Source organism: Paraburkholderia hospita (genome assembly GCF_002902965.1).
GTDB lineage: Bacteria > Pseudomonadota > Gammaproteobacteria > Burkholderiales > Burkholderiaceae > Paraburkholderia > Paraburkholderia hospita.
This window is the reverse complement of the sequence record NZ_CP026106.1, coordinates 1638547-1657396: the sequence shown is the minus strand read 5'-3', so window position 1 is coordinate 1657396 and position 18850 is coordinate 1638547. Positions and strand designations below refer to the sequence as shown.

The following is an 18850-nucleotide window of genomic DNA, read 5'->3' as shown; positions in this document are numbered from 1 at the left end:
GGCCTGAAAGCCTACACACAGTTTGCCACCTGGGCGGCGACCGAATATCTGGCACGGCGTGCTACAACGCGGGGACGTGAAGTGGGTGAGGCGCCTGTTAGAGCGTTGGCAACGCGGGCAAGCAGAAACGCTGCCGCGTGAAGCATAAGACCATTTGGGGGCCCTCAGGCAAGAACAAGAATTGGCGGTGTTAGCCGCTTTCTTTTGCCTACTTTTCTTTGCGGCGGCAAAGAAAAGTAGGTGCCGCCCCGCACAGGGGCGACGCCTGAACGGCAAACACCATCACGCGGATGCCAGCGCAAACCCCAGCAAACCAACTCTTCTGCGCAGCAAAAAGCCCGCACATCCAAACCAGAATGTGCGGGCTCCGCCTAAATCGCTACAGTCAGAAGGCTTAAGCCGTCACCGCTGCCAGCGCGTTATTCAGCGTCTTGCTCGGCCGCATCACTGCTTCCAGCTTCGCAAAGTCCGGCTGGTAATAGCCGCCGATATCGACACCCTTACCCTGCACGTCCGCCAGTTCACCGACGATAGTCTTCTCATTCTCCGTCAGCACCTTGGCCAGCGGGCCAAACTTGGCAGCAAGCTCCGCGTCGTCCGTCTGCGCGGCCAGTTCCTGCGCCCAGTACATCGCGAGGTAGAACTGGCTGCCACGGTTGTCGAGTTCGCCCGTCTTCGGCGACGGGCTCTTGTTGTTGTCGAGCAGCTTGCCGGTGGCCGCGTCGAGCGTCTTCGCCAGCACCTTGGTGCGGGCGTTGCCCGTCTTGATGCCCAGCTCTTCGAGCGACACCGCCAGCGCGAGGAACTCGCCCAGCGAATCCCAGCGCAGATGGTTTTCTTCGACCAGCTGCTTGACGTGCTTCGGCGCCGAGCCGCCCGCGCCCGTTTCGTACATGCCGCCGCCCGCCATCAGCGGAACGATCGACAGCATCTTCGCGGACGTGCCCAGTTCCATGATGGGGAACAGGTCGGTCAGGTAATCGCGCAGGATGTTGCCCGTCGCCGAGATCGTGTCCAGGCCGCGGATCACGCGCTCCAGCGAGTAACGCATCGCGCGCACTTGCGACATGATATGAATCTCGAGACCGTCCGTGTCGTGATCCTTCAGGTATGCCTGCACCTTGTGGATCAGTTCGTTTTCATGCGGACGGTACGGGTCGAGCCAGAACACCACGGGCATGCCCGAGTTGCGCGCGCGCGTGACGGCGAGCTTGACCCAGTCGCGGATCGGCGCGTCCTTCACGAGGCACATGCGCCAGATGTCGCCTTGCTCGACCTGTTGCGTGAGGCCGCTCAGCACTTCGCCCGTCGCGTTGTCGACGATGCGCGCTTCGCCGTCTTCGGCAATCTCGAAGGTCTTGTCGTGCGAGCCGTATTCTTCCGCCTTCTGCGCCATCAGGCCGACGTTCGGCACCGTGCCCATCGTCTTCGGATCGAATGCGCCGTTGGTCTTGCAGAAGTTGATGATTTCCTGGTAGATGCGCGCGAACGTGCTTTCCGGGATCAGGCACTTCGTGTCGGCGGGACGGCCGTCGGCGCCCCACATCTTGCCGCCTGCGCGGATCATCGCGGGCATCGATGCATCGACGATCACGTCGTTCGGTGCGTGCAGGTTCGAGATGCCCTTGGCCGAATCGACCATCGCCAGCGCCGGACGGTGCTCGTGGCACGCGTGCATGTCGCGGATCACTTCATCGCGCTGCGATTCCGGCAGCGCCTCGATCTTCGTGTACAGATCGACGAGGCCGTTGTTGACGTTCACGCCCAGTTCGTCGAACAGCTTCGCGTGCTTCGCGAACGCGTCCTTGTAGAACACCTTGACGGCGTGGCCGAAGACGATCGGGTGCGAGACCTTCATCATCGTCGCCTTGACGTGCAGCGACAGCATCACGCCCGTCTTGCGCGCGTCTTCCATCTGGTCTTCGTAGAACTCGACCAGCGCCTTCTTGCTCATGAACATGCTGTCGACGATCTCGCCGTCCTGCAGCTTGACCTTCGGCTTCAGCACAATCGTCTCGCCGCGCTTCGTGACGAGTTCCATGCGGACTTCACGTGCCTTGTCGTTCGTGATCGACTTTTCGCCGTGGTAGAAGTCGCCATGCTTCATGTGCGCGACGTGCGTGCGCGACGCCATGCTCCACTCGGCCATGCTGTGCGGGTGCTTCTTCGCGTAGTTCTTGACGGCGGCGGGCGCGCGGCGGTCCGAATTGCCTTCGCGCAGAACCGGGTTCACCGCGCTGCCGAGGCACTTCGAGTAACGCTTCTGGATATCTTTTTCTTCGTCGTTCTTCGGGTCTTCCGGATAATCCGGAACCTTGTAGCCCTTCGACTGCAGTTCCTTGATCGCGCTGACCAGCTGGAACACCGACGCCGAAATGTTCGGCAGTTTGATGATGTTCGTGTCCGGGTCTTGCGTCAGGCGGCCCAGCTCGGCCAGATTGTCCGGCACGCGCTGCTCTTCCTTCAGGAATTCCGCGAACTCGCCGAGGATACGGCCGGCCACGGAAATGTCGCTGGTCTCGACATTGACGCCAGCCGGAGCGGTAAACGTACGGATGATCGGCAGAAAAGCACTCGTCGCGAGCAGCGGGGCTTCGTCGGTCAGGGTGTAGATGATCGTAGGTTGCTTGTTACTCATCGCTTTGCTCTTGGTCGAGAAAGGTTGGGAAATGCCGCCGGCGAAGCCACGGCCGACGCGAATGCCCCGAATTTTGCCTTATTTTGGATTTTGACGGTTTGAATCGTGCCGGTCGAAACGCATTAAGCGCAAAAAAATGCACGATTTGCGCCGCTTCGCTGCTTTTATGTCGCCACGAACGGCACTTCATTGCATTTTGCAATTCGGGCACAGGCACAATTGTTCCGTTATGCGGTGTTGACGGCAAACGGACGCCGATCGAGATTGCGCGCAGCAGATGGCGTGAAGATGAACGATTCCGCAGCCACGACGCGATCAAAGGCGACGGTCGTTCCGCCACCGCGCGGGCGTAGGACGCGGCGTCCGGTCTACACTGTCGCACCCTCGATTCTACGGCTGCAGCCCATTCGATACACGATGCCACTCCGGTTCCGCTCGCGCCTCGTCTGCGCCGCCATCGTTCTGAGCGCCGCGTCGGCGAATTGCGCCGTCGGCGCGCAGCAGCCCGATCCATCGCCCGACAAGCTCGCCGCAAGCGGCATCCATCACGCGCCGCGCACCGAAAACGGTTACGAGAACAACGACGGACCGCTCGCGCGCGGCTCGGTATGGAAATGGCGCTGGAACCGCTGGACGCACGGCTTGCCGCCACCACCCGCGAACGGCTACGCGTTTCCCGTCGATCACCCCGACGTTGCGTGGATCAAGGCGAACCGCAGCGACGATACGATGACGTGGATCGGCCACGCGACCGCCTTGCTGCAGATCAACGGCGTCAATGTGATCACCGATCCGATGTTTTCCGGGCGCGCGTCGCCCTTCACGTTCGCCGGGCCGAAGCGGCGCGTGCCGCCGGGTCTCGCGCTCGACGAACTGCCGCATATCGACGTCGTGCTGATCTCGCACAGCCACTACGACCACCTCGACACCGCGAGCGTCGAGGCGTTGAACGCGCAGCCTGGCGGGCCGCCGCTCTTTCTCGTGCCGCTCGGCATCAAGGACTGGCTCGCGAAAAAAGGCATCACGAATGCGCAGGAACTGGACTGGGGCGACGAAACTAGCGTTGCCGGTCTCGACTTCTGGTTCGTGCCCGCGACACACTGGTCCGCGCGCAGCCTGACCGATCGCAACGAGACGCTGTGGGGCGGCTGGGTCGTGAAGACGCCAGCGGGCGCCGCGCATCCGGTCTCCGTCTACTTCGCGGGCGACACCGGCTACTCGAACGACTTCAAGCGGATCGGCGCCGCATTCGGCTGCGTCGATCTCGCGTTGATCCCCGTTGGCGCGTATGAGCCGCGCTGGTTCATGGGACCGCAGCACGTCGACCCGCAGCAGGCCGTGCAGATCTTCGAGGACGTGCACGCGAAAAAAGCGATCGGCATTCACTGGGGCACGTTCGAACTGACTGACGAGCCGCTCGACGAACCGCCGCAAAAACTCGCCGAAGCGACCCATGAAGCCGGCCTGCCCGACGACGCATTCACGGTTCTTCATCACGGTCAGATGATTCGCCTCGACGCATCGGCCGACTCACACTCGACGTGTTCGCGCTAAAACGCGAGTCGCGCTGCACTGCGCCTGTGCAATGCAGCGCAGCAAGAACACCCGATTGTCGGTCAGCACACATTCAACATCACGCGAGACACCCCTAATTCGGTTAAACCCTGTCGTGCAAGGCACAACGTCGTGTTATTGTCGTACACACACGGGTTCGAGCTTTGCTACGCGGAACTCACGTCATATCCGTTACCTTCGCGAGCGTCGCCATGAGTGATGTACGCCATCTTCTAAGCCAACGCGACCGCGTGGAGCTGCTGTGCTGGCTCACGTGCGGAAGCCTCGGTGCCTGGTATCTGAACGAGACCTGGCCCTCACCGTCCTTTCACGTAGACGCCGCGCACAAGTGGCTCGACCGGCACGGGCGCACAGCCGACTGGTTAAGCATCGCGAGGCTGTCGGCGATGGCGCTCGACATCGCGCAACGGCATGCATCGTTTGTCGAAGCCGACTGGGCCCGCGACGCCGTCGAAGAAATTCTCGACACCGACGAACTCGACGCTCAGGCGCGCCTCGTTGTCACCGTGCTCGGCGACTGCGAACGCGCGCTCGCCGACAAGCGCCTCGCCGACTGATACCTGCTACCTGCGCACACCTGCGAACGGTACGAGCGCCGCGTGCTCGCGGCGCGATTGCGTTCGCCTTCATGCCTGCCTTCATACACACGCGGTGGCGTCGCCGACGACCCGCCGCGCGTTCGCGTCACCGCGCGTAATCGAGCTTTGGATACCAATGCGGATCGCGTCCTTCGGGCGTCATGTCGAAGATCGTCCACATCGGCATCAGATCCGGCGCGCCGCGCGGGTCCTGACCGGGATCGACAGTCGGGAAGCCCATTTCGGCCGCATAGAAATGCCGGATCGTGCCGTCCCGGCGTGTGAAGACCTGAAACGCCGCGTCGTCGCCGCCGTCGTCGGAGATCGCGCCGAAGTCGCGGCTGTACTCGCCGTTCACGTCCGAATACAGCCTCAGATCGCGCCAGCCGCGCTCCTTCTTGAATGCCACGAGCCGCTCGATCGGCGAACGCGCGACCACGGCCAGCGCGATGCGTTGCGCAATGTCCTGTGCCTCGCCATCCCACGCGCTCAGTAGCGACGTGCACATCGGACACGGCCGCTCGCGCTGCGGGCCGAACATGTAGCTGTAGATCACGAGCGTGTCCTTGTCGCCGAAGAGCCCGGCGAGATCGACGGGCCCCGCTTCGCCGATGAAGCGGTAATCGCCCGTCACGTCGCCGCCCGGCGGCAGCGCGCGGCGCTGTTCCGCGACCCGTTCGATATGACGGCGCAGTTCGATTTCCTCCGCGAGCAGCGCGTCGCGGGCGCGGCGGTATTCGACGCTCTCGTTCGGATAGTGCCTGCCGTTGCGCTTCGCCAGTTCCGTGGCGGGCAGAAGACATCGCGGCCTCCCAGTCAATTAAAGAACCATGAAATCAGTCGCGCTCCGGCATGCCGAGCGGAAACAGATGACGATACGGCCGCGCTTCCTCGACGGCGCGCGCGAACGAAGGCCGCTTCAACAGACGCTTGCGATACCCGATCACGTATTCGAACTTCGGATCGATCCGGTGCGTCCACTCGGCATAGAAGAGAAACGGCGCGGCGCCGCAATCCGCGAGACTGAAGCGCTCGCCTGCCGCCCACTCACGGTCTCTCATCGTGTTGTCGAGCCACGCATACGCGACATCGAGCTGCGCGCGCGCATCGGCGACACCGCGCGCATCGCGTTCGCTCTCGTCGCGCAGGCTGTCGAAGACGATCTTCTGCTGCGGCGTGGCAATGTAGTTGTCGAAGAAACGATCCATGAAGCGCACGTCGAGCGCCGCGCGCGGATCGTCGGGAAGCAGTTGAACCGGGCCGGGATGATGCAAGCCGAGATGCTCGATGATGACGGTCGCCTCGGCAATCGTGCGTCCCGCGTCGACGAGCAGCGGAAAGCGCCGGATGGGCCAGCGCGCGGCGAGTTCATCCATCGCGCCGGGTTCGTCGAGCCGGCGGTAATCGAACGGCGTGCCGTTCTCGTAAAGCGCGGTGAGCGCCTTCTGGCAGTACGAAGAAAACGGATGGGCGTAGAGCTTCAAGGTCATCGTCGTCGTCCTTGCTGGCTAATAGCGGACGATATGCCCGCTTACCTTGACGACGAGCGGCGGCGACGGGAATCGACACTACGCGCGAAAAAACTTTTGCTGCGCTGCGGCGTGGATTGCTGGGCGCGTCACTTATCGCCGTGATTCGCGCCGTCGATTCGCCGCGTCAACACGGCCCGCGCACTCACTCGCGCAGCGACACCGCCAGCGCGCGAAGCAGCGCCGCGCCGTCGCCTTGCCACGCGCTGCCGTGCATGCACGCAAGCGTGTGCGGCTCGAGTGCGGCGAGCCGCTCCAGCATCGCGTCGCCGTGTTTCGTGTGCGAGTAGTAATCCATGCTGCGCCGGAACGCCTCGCTCGGGCCGAGAATGTCCGCGCCCGTCACGGCGGGCAATTCGGCGCCGCCTTGCGTGAACAGATCGCCGCACAGCAGCGTCTGGGTAGGCTCGTCGAAAAGCATCCCGCATTCCCACGCGTGCGGCAGATGCGGCGTCGCGAGCCAGCGCAGCCGGTGGCGTCCGAGATCGACGGTTTCGTCGTCTTCGAGGCCGCGCGCGGGCCGGTCGGCGAGATCGTCGATGGACACCAGTTTGGCGACGCCGCTGCACAGCGGCTGCGCGTCAGGCGCGGCGGCGAGCCACTCATTGAGCGAGCCGCACTCGTCCGCTTCGACATGCGAGAACGCGATATGCCGCAGCCGTTCGGGCGGCAACACGGACGCGACCGCTTCGCGCACGAGCGCGAACATCTTGCGCGGGCCGGTATGGAATAGCAGCGGCGCGTCGTCGACGATCAGATACTGGTTGAAGGAGAATCCGCCCGGCCCGCCCTCGAAGAAAACAGGCGTGTTGATCCGGTAGATGCTGTCCGCCACTTCATGGACGTTGGTGCCCGACACCGCATTGGTGACCGTCATGACCGGACCTCCATGCGCGCTGCGCGCGCAACGATGCGCCGCGCCGACTACGCGCTAACCGCCTAACGCGGCGAGATTCAATGGATACGAGCGCCCGATCCACGCCGCGCAATCGCGGTGATCGCGCAGCGCGTCGCCCGTGTTCGGATGGATGAAGACGTCGAGCGCGCCGTGATTGAGCGCGAGCCACGCGAAAAGCTCCGCGAGTAGCTCGGGGCCGAACGCAAGCTGATACGACCACATCGGATGCGGACCGACGGGACGCTCGTGAAAACGCCCCATTTCGAATCTGCCGTGAAACTGCGCTTCGATGGTTTCGCGCAGCGTCCATGCGGCGTCGCGCGTCGCCTGATCGAAATACACATGCGCGTGCCAGCTGGCGATTGACGTCATGGTCCGTTGCGGCCGGGGCCGTCCTTCGTTTCGGGTTGTGCGAGGTTCATCATAGGCGCTCAATCGCTGTATGAACAAACCGGGATTGACTACGCGCGAGTTTCATCGAACGCCGATGCGCGATTCGATCGCCCGGATCAGCCCTTCGATCCAGCTACGCAGCCCCGCATCCGACACCGACACAGGCAGCGAGCGCGCGAGAATGCCGTACACCTGCTTGCGCTGGATCTTCGATACTTTCGACGGCTCCAGCCAGTGCGCGTTATCGACGAGCAGCAGCATCGTTTCGAGCCCGATCACGATGGGCCACACGCACGCGAGGCGCAAGCGCAGCGAGAAACGCGGAATGGCGAGCGTGTAGTCGAGCGCGGCGCGGAAGTGATCGAGCGACTTGCGCACCAGTTCGTGCATCAAGGGTTGCGCGCGCTGCGATGCTTGCGGCTCCAGCAGCATCTGCGGCGTCAGGCCGTAGCGGTCGAGCATCGCGGACGGCAGATAGCAGCGGCCGATGCGCAAATCCTTGCCGCAATCGCGCAGCACGTTGGTCATCTGCAGCGCCTTGCCGAAGCGCACGCCGCGCTCGAGCATCGTGGGCTCGTCGGTCTTCAACGTGCCGGGCAGATGCGCGTAGGTCATCTTGGTCCAGAACTCGCCGACGCAGCCCGCGACCAGATACGTATAGCGATCCAGTTCCTCCCATTCGTGCAGCGCGACGATGCGGCCCGAGCGTTCGTCGGGGAAGGTGCGCAGGTCGAATTCCATGCCCGTCGTCAGCGTCGTGACGATCTCGCGCACGGCGGCGCGGTCGGCGGCGTCCAGTTGCTGGAGCACGTCGAGCGCGGGCGCGATCGATTCGAGCAAGACCTTTTCATCCGATTGCGTCTGCTGGCCCGCCACTTCGTTCGCGAGGCGCTGTGCAAGTTCGCCGTCGTCGGTCGCGCCGTTGACCTGGTCGCGCAACGCTAGCAGCAGCGCAAGCCGTTGCTCGGGCGGAATCAGCGCGGTATCGGCGATCGTGTCGGCGGCGCGCGCGAGCAGATACGCGAGGCCGATAGGATCGCGCATGCCGGCGGGCAGAATGCGCAACGTCAGATAGAAGGAACGGGAAACCCCTTTGAGCAACGGACCCAGCAAAAAGGCCCGAGTGGAACTGGACATGAGTTGAAGTCGATCAGGTTGAGTCCGTGCTTCAGTCGGGCACGGACGCGGTGTTGGTGTTATTCGACGCTGCCGCATTGTATCCGGCACGGGTGGAACGGGTTGCAAAGCGGACTGCAAAGCCCGCCTGCCGTCATCCGATGAAGCACGCATAAAACCAACACTCTGCGTCATGTCAACGCGCATTGCGATCACCTTGCGCAAGCTTTCCTGCTAGAATTCAAGCCTCAACGTAGTCGTTCTTCATCCACTCAATCACCCAAGGGAGGCATTCAATGCACGCAATGTACATCGCAGTCTCTCGCGGGATGTCGCGACGCTTCCTCTGCTCCCCTAGCTAGGTTGCCGTCCGCGCTGGCTCGCAAGCGCCCGCGCCTTTATCAGACTACCGGTTTTCTTTGTCGCCGCCGCGCGTTGGCGGGCATCGGTCGTCGACTTCCGAATCTCCTGACTGGATAGCGCTGCGCCGCCTCGCGCCGCACGCTGACATACATGGCTAGCAAAAAACTCGACTTTGGCGCGCAAGCGTTCAGAAGCGTTCTCGGCTTCACTTTCCATCACTGGCGCAAGCAGCCCGTGCGCGTCGTCGGCATTGCGCTGTTCGCGCTGTCGGCCGCGCTCGCGGACGTGCTGACGCCGCTCTTCGCGGGCCGTCTGGTTGACGCGCTCGCGTCGGGCAGCACGCTCGGCAAGGACACCGCGGCGCATCCGGCGCTGGTCGCGTTCGGCGTGCTGATCGCGCTCGGCATCGGCGGCACGTTGCTGCGGCAACTGGTCTATCGCAGCATCATCGTGATGACGCTCAAGATGATGAGTGAGATCTGCGCGAACGCGTTTCATCGCGTGCAGCGCTTTTCGACCGACTGGCATGCGAACAGCTTCGCCGGCTCGACGGTGCGCAAGATCACGCGCGGCATCTGGGCGCTCGACCTGCTCAACGACACGCTGCTGATCGCGCTATTGCCTTCCCTGCTGATGCTCGCCGGATCGACGGTGCTGCTGGGCTTTCACTGGCCCGTGATGGGCCTCGTGGTCGGCGTGGGCTCGCTCACGTATGTCGCGGTGACGGTCGCGCTGTCGCTTGGTTACGTTGCGCCCGCCGCGCGTCTCGGCAATCTGTGGGACACGCGCATGGGCGGCTCGCTCGCCGACGCCGTCAGCTGCAACGCCGTCGTCAAGGCGTTCGGCGCAGAAGAACGCGAGGAAAGCCGGCTCGATCGCGTGATCGCCAAATGGCGGCAACGCACGCGCCGCACGTGGCAGCGCGGCACGACCAATGGCGGCGTACAGGGCGGCATGCTGGCGCTGATGCAGGCGGCCATTCTCGGCGCGGCGCTGCTGCTGTGGCTGCACGATGAAGCGAGCGTCGGCGACATCACGTATGCGCTGACCACGTTCTTCGTGCTGCAAGGCTATCTGCGCGATGTCGGGATGCACGTGCGCAACCTGCAACGCTCGGTCAACGACATGGAGGAACTCGTCGCGCTCGAACGCGAGCCGCTCGGCATCGAAGACAAGACAGGCGCGCCCGCTATCGATATTAGCCAAGGCGAAATCCGCTTCGAGCACGTGACGTTCCGCTATGGCGCGCAGCGCACGGCGCTCTACAACGACTTCTCGCTGCGCATCGCGCCGGGCGAGCGGATCGGCCTTGTCGGACATTCGGGCTCGGGCAAGACGACGTTCATCAAGCTGATCCAGCGGCTGTACGACATCGACGAAGGCCGCATCACAATCGACGGACAGAACATCGCCGACGTGCAGCAGGCGTCGCTGCGCCAGCACCTCGCGATCGTGCAGCAGGAGCCCGTGCTGTTCCACCGCTCGCTCGCGGAGAACATCGCGTACGCGCGGCCCGGCGCATCGTTCGATGACATCGTGCAGGCGGCGAAGCTCGCCAGCGCGCACGACTTCATCGACGCGCTGCCGCATGGCTACGACACGCTGGTCGGCGAGCGTGGCGTGAAGCTGTCGGGCGGCGAGCGCCAGCGGGTCGCGATCGCGCGCGCGTTCCTAGCCGACGCGCCGATCCTGATCTTCGACGAAGCCACGTCGAGCCTCGACAGCGAAAGCGAGGTACTGATCCAGCAGGCGATGGAACGGCTGATGGTCGGACGCACGACGCTCGTCGTCGCGCACCGGCTCTCGACAGTGCGCGCGCTCGACCGCCTGCTCGTGCTCGACAAGGGCCGCGTAGTCGAGGAAGGCAGCCACGAGCAACTGATCCGGATCGACGGCGGCGTGTACCGTCGGCTGTTCGAACGTCAGGCGCTGGAGTTGACCAAGGGCCTGCTGGACGATGGACCCGCGCGCGGCAGCGAGCGGTTTGCCAGCGATCCGAGCCTGATCGCCGGCAAATAATCCATCGCTCTATCTGCGAGGCCGAGGGCGGTTCGATTTTTCGAACCGCCCTTTTTCATGCGCAGATGCAGCAAGCCCTGACGGCTGGGGCTTGCTATCATCTGCGATTCAACGCTTCAGCGAAGCCGCTTCCGGCAACACCATCATGACACTGCACATCGACACCCCGCTTCTCGAATCCCAACCGCTCAGCCGGCATCTGGGCCGCCGCGTGCTGCTCAAGATGGATGCGCTGCAGCCGCCCGGCTCGTTCAAGATCCGCGGCATCGGCTACGCGGCCGAAGAGCATGCGAAGCGCGGCAAGCGCCGCTTCGTGTCGTCGTCGGGCGGCAATGCGGGCATCGCGGTCGCGTATGCGGGCCGCGCGCTGTCGATTCCCGTCACGGTCGTCGTGCCGCAAAGCACGGGCGAGCGCGCGAAGGAACTGATCGCCCTGCAAGGCGCGGACGTGATCGTGCACGGCGCGACCTGGCAGGAAGCGAACGCGTTCGCGCTCGAACAGGTCGGTCCCGACGACGCGTTCATCCATCCGTTCGACGATCCGCTCTTGTGGCACGGCCATGCGTCGATGATCGACGAGGTCGTGCGCGCGGGTGCGAAGTTCGATGCCGTCGTGCTGTCGGTGGGCGGCGGCGGGCTGATGGCGGGCGCGATCGAAGGCTTGCGGCGCAACGGTCTTGGCCACGTGCCGCTGATCGCAGTCGAAACGGAAGGCGCGTCGTCGCTCGCGCAATCGGTGCGCGCGGGCCAGCGGATCGAGCTTCCGGGTATTACGAGCGTCGCGACGTCGCTGGGCGCGAAGCAGGTCTGCGAGCAGGCGTTCATGCTCACACAGACGCATCCTGTCGAATGCGTGGTGGTGTCGGACAAGGAAGCCGTGGATGCGTCGCGCCGTTTCGTCGACGATCACCGCGTGCTCGTCGAGCCCGCTTGCGGCGCGAGCCTCGCCCTCGTCTATCGGCAGACGGAAGCGCTACAGCGTTTAGAAAGCGTGCTCGTGATCGTGTGCGGCGGCGCGGCCACGACCATCGAGCAACTGGAGCGCTGGCATCGCGAGATGGCGTGAGCGTCGTACGGACGTCACGCCTTCCTGACTAGCCGGTCACAGCGCGCGGTCACAGCGCGGCGATCAGCGACTCGACGCCGCGCAGGTTGTTCCGCCTGCGCCACTGCAATGCATCGAGATTCGTAAGCCGCAGTTGCGGCAGACGTGTCAGCAGCTTGTGCAGCGCGATTTCCAGTTCCATCATCGCGAGGCGCGCGCCGAGGCAGTAGTGAATGCCCGCGCCGAACGTCAGCAGATGGCCTGACGGGTCGCGGCCGATATCGAGCGTATCCGGCGCGTCGAAACGCTCCGGGTCGCGATTGGCCGAACCGAGCAGCATGAAGACGATCGAGCCGCGCGGCAGCGTCTGCCCGTCGACGTTGATATCCTCGAACGCGGTACGCACCACCATCTGCACGGCCGTGTCGTAGCGCGCGCATTCGGCCACGGCCTTCGACACCAACGACGGGTCGCCGCGCAGCCTCTCCAGTTGCGCCGGATGCTGATGCAGCGCGATCAACGCGTTGCCGAGCATGTTCGACGTGGTCTCGTGCCCGGCGACGAACAGCAAGATCACGTTTGAGATGATCTCGTCTTCCGACAACCGCTCGCCGCCCTCTTCCGCCTGGATCAGCGACGACACGATGTCGTGGCCCGGCGTAGCGCGCCGTTGCGCGACCACTGCCCGGAAATACTGTTCGAGTTCGAGCGCCGCCTGATTCGCGCGCGCGAGCGCGTCGGCGGACATCGGCGCGAGATCGAACGCGGACACCAGCAGGCTCGCCGCGTCGCCGAAGCGCACGCCATCCTCGACGGGCACATCGAGCAGCCGGCAGATGATCTGCAACGGCAGCGGCATCGCGAACTCGCTGACGAGATCCACTTCGGGCTTGCCTTGCATCCCGTCGATCAGACTGTCCGTCGTTTCTTCGGCGATGGTGCGCAGCGTTTCGATCTGCCGCGCATTGAATGCCTTCATCAGCAACGCGCGCAGGCGTGTGTGCGTGGGCGGGTTCATCATCAGGAAGGTGCGTTCGAGCGCCTGAAACACCGGCTGCTCGCGCGCGCTCTCGCCGTATCGCGCGACCACGCTGGGCATGTACGTCTTGCCCATGCGGCGGTCGGGCAGCAGCGCGTCGATGACGGCGTGACGGCCCGTCAGCATGATGCTGGGCGCGAGCGGCACGAAGGCGCCCGCGCTGCGGATGCCTTCATAGAACGGATAAGGATTGTCGAAGTAGGCTGGGGACGACAGATCGGTGAATTTCATGCTTTGATGCGTGGGGCTTAAAGTTATTGAAGGTGCAGCGTCAGTCGAGAGGATACAGCCCACGCACGCGAGCGTGCAGACGAGCGAGCCCAAACAGCGCATTCGCATACGGCGTGTCGACGCCCGTCAGCTTGCCCAACTCGCACACTGCGCCGACCAGCGCATCGAGTTCGACGGCCTTGCCCGCTTCGACGTCCTGCAGCATCGACGTGCGCATCGCGCCCAGCTTGAGCGTCACGGCGTGGCGATCTTCGGGCGCCTGCTCGATGGGGATGCCGAAGCGCGCGCCGATGGCTTTCGCTTCGAGCATCACGCGCGTGACGAAATCGCGCGCGAGCGGGTCGCTCAGAATCTTGTCGGTGGTCGCGCCCGTGATCGCGCTGACGGGGTTCATCGTCATGTTGCCCCACAGCTTGTACCAGACGTCGCGCTGGATCTGATCCGTCGCGCTCGCATCGAAGCCGGCCTTGCGCAACAGTTCGACGAGCGACGCCACACGCTCGCTCGCATGCCCCGTCGCTTCGCCGACGATCAAACCACGCCCCTGATGATGCGCGACGACGCCCGGCGCATCGACGCGGCAGCTCGCATGCACGACGCATCCGAGCGTGCGCTCAGCGGGAATCGCAGCGGCAATCGAGCCGTCGGGATCCACGGAAGCGAGCCGCGCGCCCGCGAACTCGCCATGCAAGCCGGCGCAGAACCACCACGGCACGCCGTTCATTGCCGTCAGCACGAGCGTGTTCGCGCCGAGCAGCGGCGCGATGTGCTGCGCGACAGCGGCCATGCCGGGCGCTTTCACCGCGACGATCACGAGATCCTGCACGCCGAGCGCTTCCGGTTTGTCGCTCGCCTGCACGCGGACCGCATGCGTCTCGCCGTTTTCTTTGAGGCGCAGGCCATGTTCGCGCAACGCGTCGAGCGTCGCGCCGCGCGCGACCACGCTCACCTCGCAGCCCGCCTGCGCGAGCTTCACGCCCATCCATCCGCCGATCGCACCGGCACCGTAAATGCATACCTTCATCGTTGTTCTTCCTCAATCCTTGTAGCTGGCGTCGATTCTATCGACCTTGCGTACCAGCGCGTCGAACACGTCCTGCCCCGCGCCGTAGCGCACGTCGAATTGCAGCGCGTCGCGCGAGCACTGCTCGGCGACCGCTTCGGGCACGGGCCGCGCGTGGCCCATCGCGAACGTCGCGACCTGAATCTCGCACGCGCGGTTCAGCGTCCACAGAATCGCGAACGCTTGCGGCAAGGTCGTGCCCCACGACAGCAGCCCATGATTGCGCAGAATCACCGCCTGCCGGTCGCCGATATGTTCGACGAGGCGCGGCCCTTCCTCGGCGTGAATCGTGATGCCTTCAAAGTCGTGATACGCAATGCGTTCATGCAACTGCGCGCTATAGAAGTTGGTCTGCTGCAAGCCGCCTTCCGAGCACGCGACGGCGACCCCCGCCGTGGTATGCGTATGCATCACGCAATGCGCATCGGGTATGCCTTCGTGCAGCGCCGCATGCACGGTGAAGCCGGCGGGATTCACCGGATACGTCGAGCCGTCGAGAATGCGCCCTTGCGCATCGATCTTCACCAGATTGCGCGCGGTCACTTCACTGTAATGCAGGCCGAATGGATTGATCAGGAATTGCTTCGCTCCGCCCGTCACGCTTTCGGGCAAGCGCACCGTGATGTGGTTGTAGATCAACTCGGTCCAGCCCAGCATATCGAAGACGCGATAACAGGCGGCCAATTGAACGCGCGCCTGCCATTCGTCGGGATGCATCGCTGCCGTGCCAGTGCCAGTGGCCCGCTCGTCTCGCTCCATGATCTCCATCTCGTGCCTCCTTACTGGCGTGCGCCCGACCCGGCGACGGCGGCAATCGCCGATGCCACGTACGCGACGTTGTTGCGGTTCAGGCCCGCGACACACATGCGCCCCGAGCGCAGCAGATAGATGCCGTGTTCCAGGCGCAGCGTTTCGACCTGTTCGGCGGACAGTCCCGTGTAGGTGAACATGCCGACCTGCGCGGTGTAACGCGCGCGCATCACTTCATCGACGCGACCGGCAAGCCCGTCGTGAATCGCATGACGCATTTCATGAATACGCTCGCGCATCCCGCGCAGTTCGTCGTCCCACGACGCGCGCAGCTTCGCGTCGCCGAGCACGCCCGCGACGAGCCGCGCGCCGTGCATCGGCGGATTGCTGTAGTTCGCGCGGATCGTGAAGGTCAGCTGGCCGAGCACGCGCTGTGCTTCGGCTGCGTCCTTGCAGAGGACGCTCAGCGCGCCACAACGCTCGCCGTACAGCGAGAAATTCTTCGAGAACGAGTTCGCGACGATCATCGGCACGTCGGCGTCCGCGAGCATGCGCACGCAGGCGGCATCTTCTTCGAGGCCATCACCGAAGCCCTGATACGCCATGTCGACGAACGCGATCAGCTTGCGACGCTGCAGCACAGGCACCAGCTCGCGCCACTGGTCTGCCGTCAGATCGACGCCTGTCGGGTTGTGGCAGCAAGCGTGCAGGAGCACGATGCTGCGTTCGGGCAGCGCGTCGATCGTGTCGCGCATCGCGTCGAAGCGCAGACCGCCCGTTGCGTCGTCGTAGTACGGATAGGTGTTGACCGTGTGGCCCGCCGCTTCGAACACGACGCGATGGTTTTCCCAGCTCGGATCGCTCAGCCACACCTGCGAGTCCGCGAAGTGGCGCTTCAGAAAATCCGCGCCGACCTTCAGCGCGCCCGAGCCGCCCACCGTCTGGACCGTCGCGATGCGGCCCGCGGCGCGCGCTGCGCTGTCGGCGCCGAACACGAGCGTCTGCGCGGCGTCGCGGTATTGCGGCAGGCCCGACATCGGCAGATACGAGCGCGGCGTGCCTTGGGCGACGATGGCCGCTTCGGCTTCGCGCACCGACGACATCACGGGCAGCGTGCCGTTTTCGTCGAAGTAGATGCCGATGCTCAGATTGACCTTGTTGGTGCGCGGGTCGCGCTGGAAGTCCTCGTTGAGGCTCAGGATGGGATCGCCAGGATACGCGGGGATGTGTTCGAACATGGTTGTGTCTCTGTCTATGTGTGATGGATGTTGCTTGACGCTGCGAGAGGTTGCGAAGGCATGCACCGACGCATGCGAAACAGTGTGTCGAAAAGCGCGTGTTGTCACAATCAATCGATTCTGCACGATTCGTAAGTTACGCTTTAGAATCGGCGGATGGCCCTCACACGCATCACCATACGCCAGTTCGAGGCGTTTCTCGCGATTGTCGATCAGAACGGCATTGCCGCTGCGGCGCAACGGCTGGGGCTGACCTCGTCGGCCGTGAGCCAGTTGCTGGCGGAGCTGGAGCGCGAGCTTGGCTTTCGTCTGTTCGATCGCACGACGCGGCGCGTGAGCCTTTCGACGGCCGGCCGCGATTTTCTCTCTTCGGCGGAATCCGTGCTGCGGCATCTGCGCGCCGCCGAGCAGACCGCGAGCGACATCCGCAACCGCGCGGCGGGCATTGTGCGGGTTGGCGCGCCGCTGGTGCTGGCGAGCACGGCGATTCCGTTTGCCATAGCGGGCTACGCGACCGAGAAGCCGAAGGTCGTGGTGCGGGTTGTTGATACGGATGTCGAGCAACTGGTGGAGCGTGTTGCTAGCGGAGACGTCGATCTCGCTGTCGGTCCCGATCGCGCGACGGGCGACCGCGTGCAGCGCGAAGCGATCTTTCAGAGCCCGTGGGTGTTGTGGTGCGCTGAGCAGCATCCGCTGGCGCGGAAAAGGCGCTTGCGGTGGCAGGATCTGCGGGGCACGCCGATCATCGCGACGGGCCGCGATCACGAAGCGAGTGTCGCGCAGATGTTGGCCGATCAGCCATCGGATGCGCGGATTGCGCCTGTTGAGGTTGTCGATAATGTCACTACGGCGTTTGGGCTCGTTGCGCAGGGGCTTGCTGTTACGCTTGCGCCGCTTTATGTGAAACCGCTTGCGCAGACGTTTGGGCTTGTGATGCGGCGCGTCGTTGAGCCGGAGACGATTCGGGAAGTGTGTGTTTATCGTCCTGTGGACCGGTCGTTGTCGCCGTCTGCTGATGGGTTTGCGGAGTTTCTTGGGACTAGCCTCAGGGCTTGGGATCGCAAGACGCAAGCTGGCGTGAAGTGATGATGCGGTGCGCGCGGTTTGGTTTTTTTTGATTTTGCGTTGGCGTGTGGGATGCGTTTGGTTTTTTATGCTTTTTTGCTGGCATCCGCGTGATGGTGTTTGCCGTTCAGGCGTCGCCCCTGTGCGGGGCGGCACCTACTTTTCTTTGCCGCCGCAAAGAAAAGTAGGGGCGGTTTCAAGGATCAAGTGCAACACTTCATTTAGGATGTGTTGCATGGGACAAAAATACGAACACCTTGGTGCCGAGGAGCGCGGTGCTATCTTTGCAATGAAGCAGGAGAACAAGAGTACGCGGGAGATTGCACGTGTGTTACGGCGTTCGCCAGCCACGATCAGCCGTGAACTCAGGCGCAATGGCTGGAAGCCGGATCATGAGCGAGGTCCAATGGGACGTCCCGCTATCGCTGGCGGCTACAATGCCGCGAACGCGGGCCGCCGGGCGGCAAGGCTGCGGCGCAAGCCGCGCTGTGAGCGCAAGCTGCATCCTGACGGACCATTGTGGGCCGAGGTACGTCAATACCTGGAAGGCGGCCTCTCGCCTGAGCAGGTGTGCGCCCAACTCGAACGTGTGCATCCCGAAGAACCTGCCTTGAACGTCTCGCACGAAACGATCTACCACGCCATCTATGCCGCGCCGCGTGGCGCATTGCGGCGTGAACTGGTTGCCCTGCTCAGGCAGGGGCGTAGCACGCGCAAGCCGCGCACACGCGGGCAGGACCGCCGTGGGAAGCTCGTCGACATGGTGAGCATTCATGTGCGCCCGCCCGAGGCCAACGACCGGTTGATTCCGGGCCACTGGGAAGGCGATCTGATCAAGGGTGCGGGCAACCGTTCGGCCGTGGGGACCCTGATTGATCGCAGCACCCTGTTCGTGATGCTGGTGAAGATTGATGGCAGCACCGCCGAGGCGGCGCTTGATGCCTACAGTGCGGCGTTCGCGCCGCTGCCGGCAGAACTGCGCCAGACCCTGACGTACGACCAGGGCAAGGAAATGGCAGAACATAAAAAGCTTGCCGAGGCCACCGGTATCCGTATCTACTTCTGCGATCCGCACAGCCCCTGGCAACGCGGTATCTGCGAGAACACCAATGGTCTGCTGCGCCAGTACCTGCCCAAAGGCACAGACCTCTCCGTGTTCTCGCAGCGCCAGCTCGACCTGATCGCGATGCGCATGAACATCCGTCCGCGCAAGACGCTCGGCTGGAAGACCCCTGCAGAAGCTTTTATGGAAAAATGCGCGGAACAGGATATTGCGATCAACCCCGCTGTTGCACTTAGCCTTTGAAACC

At 63.9% G+C, this 18850-nt stretch carries 16 protein-coding genes; 6 read left to right on the top strand and 10 right to left on the bottom strand.

Annotated elements, in window-relative coordinates; all coding sequences use genetic code 11:
* Positions 1 to 394: 394 nt before the first annotated feature.
* Entirely contained in the window at positions 395 to 2638 is a 2244-nt protein-coding gene (locus C2L64_RS25760) for an NADP-dependent isocitrate dehydrogenase (RefSeq protein ID WP_079482029.1), read from the bottom strand.
* A gap of 417 nt (positions 2639 to 3055) precedes the next feature.
* On the opposite strand from C2L64_RS25760, the gene C2L64_RS25755 reads away from it, so the two are divergent.
* Both C2L64_RS25755 and C2L64_RS25750 read left to right on the top strand, forming a co-directional pair.
* Positions 3056 to 4192, top strand: coding sequence for an MBL fold metallo-hydrolase (locus C2L64_RS25755; protein ID WP_009771073.1), 1137 nt, complete (start codon positions 3056 to 3058; stop codon positions 4190 to 4192).
* Between the two features lie 212 nt (positions 4193 to 4404).
* Entirely contained in the window at positions 4405 to 4770 is a 366-nt protein-coding gene (locus tag C2L64_RS25750) for a hypothetical protein (RefSeq protein ID WP_007734752.1), read from the top strand.
* A 127-nt stretch (positions 4771 to 4897) separates the two neighbouring features.
* Here the strand turns inward: C2L64_RS25750 and C2L64_RS25745 are convergent, their stop codons facing one another.
* From C2L64_RS25745 to C2L64_RS25725, 5 genes are all read right to left on the bottom strand, one after another.
* Entirely contained in the window at positions 4898 to 5611 is a 714-nt protein-coding gene (locus C2L64_RS25745) for a DUF899 family protein (RefSeq protein ID WP_009771074.1), read from the bottom strand.
* Positions 5612 to 5627: 16 nt separating this feature from the next.
* On the bottom strand, positions 5628 to 6281 hold the full coding sequence (locus C2L64_RS25740; RefSeq protein ID WP_009771075.1) for a glutathione S-transferase family protein: 654 nt from the start codon (positions 6279 to 6281) through the stop codon (positions 5628 to 5630).
* A 184-nt stretch (positions 6282 to 6465) separates the two neighbouring features.
* Positions 6466 to 7197, bottom strand: a complete 732-nt coding sequence (locus C2L64_RS25735) for an FprA family A-type flavoprotein (RefSeq protein ID WP_009771076.1) — start codon at positions 7195 to 7197, stop codon at positions 6466 to 6468.
* Positions 7198 to 7251: 54 nt separating this feature from the next.
* Complete coding sequence (locus tag C2L64_RS25730; protein WP_009771077.1) at positions 7252 to 7590, bottom strand: DOPA 4,5-dioxygenase family protein; 339 nt, start codon at positions 7588 to 7590, stop codon at positions 7252 to 7254.
* Between the two features lie 102 nt (positions 7591 to 7692).
* Positions 7693 to 8748, bottom strand: a complete 1056-nt coding sequence (locus C2L64_RS25725; protein ID WP_009771078.1) for a phytoene/squalene synthase family protein — start codon at positions 8746 to 8748, stop codon at positions 7693 to 7695.
* Between the two features lie 492 nt (positions 8749 to 9240).
* Here C2L64_RS25725 and C2L64_RS25720 point away from each other — a divergent pair, with 492 nt between their 5' ends.
* Both C2L64_RS25720 and C2L64_RS25715 read left to right on the top strand, forming a co-directional pair.
* Positions 9241 to 11109 (top strand): ABC transporter ATP-binding protein, encoded by a 1869-nt coding sequence (locus C2L64_RS25720; RefSeq protein WP_009771079.1) that lies wholly within the window; start codon positions 9241 to 9243, stop codon positions 11107 to 11109.
* 145 nt (positions 11110 to 11254) lie between these two features.
* Positions 11255 to 12175: a pyridoxal-phosphate dependent enzyme gene (locus C2L64_RS25715; RefSeq protein WP_009771080.1), complete on the top strand. Its 921-nt coding sequence runs from the start codon at positions 11255 to 11257 to the stop codon at positions 12173 to 12175.
* Positions 12176 to 12224: 49 nt separating this feature from the next.
* On the opposite strand, the gene C2L64_RS25710 is transcribed toward C2L64_RS25715, so the two are convergent.
* From C2L64_RS25710 to C2L64_RS25695, 4 genes are read right to left on the bottom strand one after another with little or no spacing between them, the layout of a single operon-like run.
* A complete protein-coding gene (locus C2L64_RS25710) occupies positions 12225 to 13424 on the bottom strand; it encodes a cytochrome P450 (protein ID WP_009771081.1) in 1200 nt (399 codons plus the stop codon).
* A gap of 40 nt (positions 13425 to 13464) precedes the next feature.
* Positions 13465 to 14448, bottom strand: coding sequence for a 2-dehydropantoate 2-reductase (locus C2L64_RS25705; RefSeq protein WP_009771082.1), 984 nt, complete (start codon positions 14446 to 14448; stop codon positions 13465 to 13467).
* 12 nt (positions 14449 to 14460) lie between these two features.
* Entirely contained in the window at positions 14461 to 15255 is a 795-nt protein-coding gene (locus C2L64_RS25700) for a class II aldolase/adducin family protein (RefSeq protein WP_007749322.1), read from the bottom strand.
* Between the two features lie 11 nt (positions 15256 to 15266).
* Positions 15267 to 16475: an amino acid aminotransferase gene (locus C2L64_RS25695; RefSeq protein WP_009771083.1), complete on the bottom strand. Its 1209-nt coding sequence runs from the start codon at positions 16473 to 16475 to the stop codon at positions 15267 to 15269.
* Between the two features lie 156 nt (positions 16476 to 16631).
* On the opposite strand from C2L64_RS25695, the gene C2L64_RS25690 reads away from it, so the two are divergent.
* On the top strand, positions 16632 to 17561 hold the full coding sequence (locus tag C2L64_RS25690; RefSeq protein ID WP_007749328.1) for a LysR family transcriptional regulator: 930 nt from the start codon (positions 16632 to 16634) through the stop codon (positions 17559 to 17561).
* Between the two features lie 214 nt (positions 17562 to 17775).
* Positions 17776 to 18846, top strand: coding sequence for an IS30 family transposase (locus C2L64_RS25685; protein ID WP_079483546.1), 1071 nt, complete (start codon positions 17776 to 17778; stop codon positions 18844 to 18846).
* Positions 18847 to 18850: the final 4 nt, after the last annotated feature.

Bases quoted from the DNA above. Each gene is read 5' to 3' on its own strand.
- C2L64_RS25760 (WP_079482029.1), bottom strand. From the start codon at position 2,638: ATGAGTAACAAGCAACCTACGATCATCTACACCCTGACCGACGAAGCC.
- C2L64_RS25755 (WP_009771073.1), top strand. From the start codon at position 3,056: ATGCCACTCCGGTTCCGCTCGCGCCTCGTCTGCGCCGCCATCGTTCTG.
- C2L64_RS25750 (WP_007734752.1), top strand. From the start codon at position 4,405: ATGAGTGATGTACGCCATCTTCTAAGCCAACGCGACCGCGTGGAGCTG.
- C2L64_RS25740 (WP_009771075.1), bottom strand. From the start codon at position 6,281: ATGACCTTGAAGCTCTACGCCCATCCGTTTTCTTCGTACTGCCAGAAG.
- C2L64_RS25735 (WP_009771076.1), bottom strand. From the start codon at position 7,197: ATGACGGTCACCAATGCGGTGTCGGGCACCAACGTCCATGAAGTGGCG.
- C2L64_RS25730 (WP_009771077.1), bottom strand. From the start codon at position 7,590: ATGACGTCAATCGCCAGCTGGCACGCGCATGTGTATTTCGATCAGGCG.
- C2L64_RS25725 (WP_009771078.1), bottom strand. From the start codon at position 8,748: ATGTCCAGTTCCACTCGGGCCTTTTTGCTGGGTCCGTTGCTCAAAGGG.
- C2L64_RS25720 (WP_009771079.1), top strand. From the start codon at position 9,241: ATGGCTAGCAAAAAACTCGACTTTGGCGCGCAAGCGTTCAGAAGCGTT.
- C2L64_RS25715 (WP_009771080.1), top strand. From the start codon at position 11,255: ATGACACTGCACATCGACACCCCGCTTCTCGAATCCCAACCGCTCAGC.
- C2L64_RS25710 (WP_009771081.1), bottom strand. From the start codon at position 13,424: ATGAAATTCACCGATCTGTCGTCCCCAGCCTACTTCGACAATCCTTAT.
- C2L64_RS25705 (WP_009771082.1), bottom strand. From the start codon at position 14,448: ATGAAGGTATGCATTTACGGTGCCGGTGCGATCGGCGGATGGATGGGC.
- C2L64_RS25700 (WP_007749322.1), bottom strand. From the start codon at position 15,255: ATGGAGATCATGGAGCGAGACGAGCGGGCCACTGGCACTGGCACGGCA.
- C2L64_RS25695 (WP_009771083.1), bottom strand. From the start codon at position 16,475: ATGTTCGAACACATCCCCGCGTATCCTGGCGATCCCATCCTGAGCCTC.
- C2L64_RS25690 (WP_007749328.1), top strand. From the start codon at position 16,632: ATGGCCCTCACACGCATCACCATACGCCAGTTCGAGGCGTTTCTCGCG.
- C2L64_RS25685 (WP_079483546.1), top strand. From the start codon at position 17,776: ATGGGACAAAAATACGAACACCTTGGTGCCGAGGAGCGCGGTGCTATC.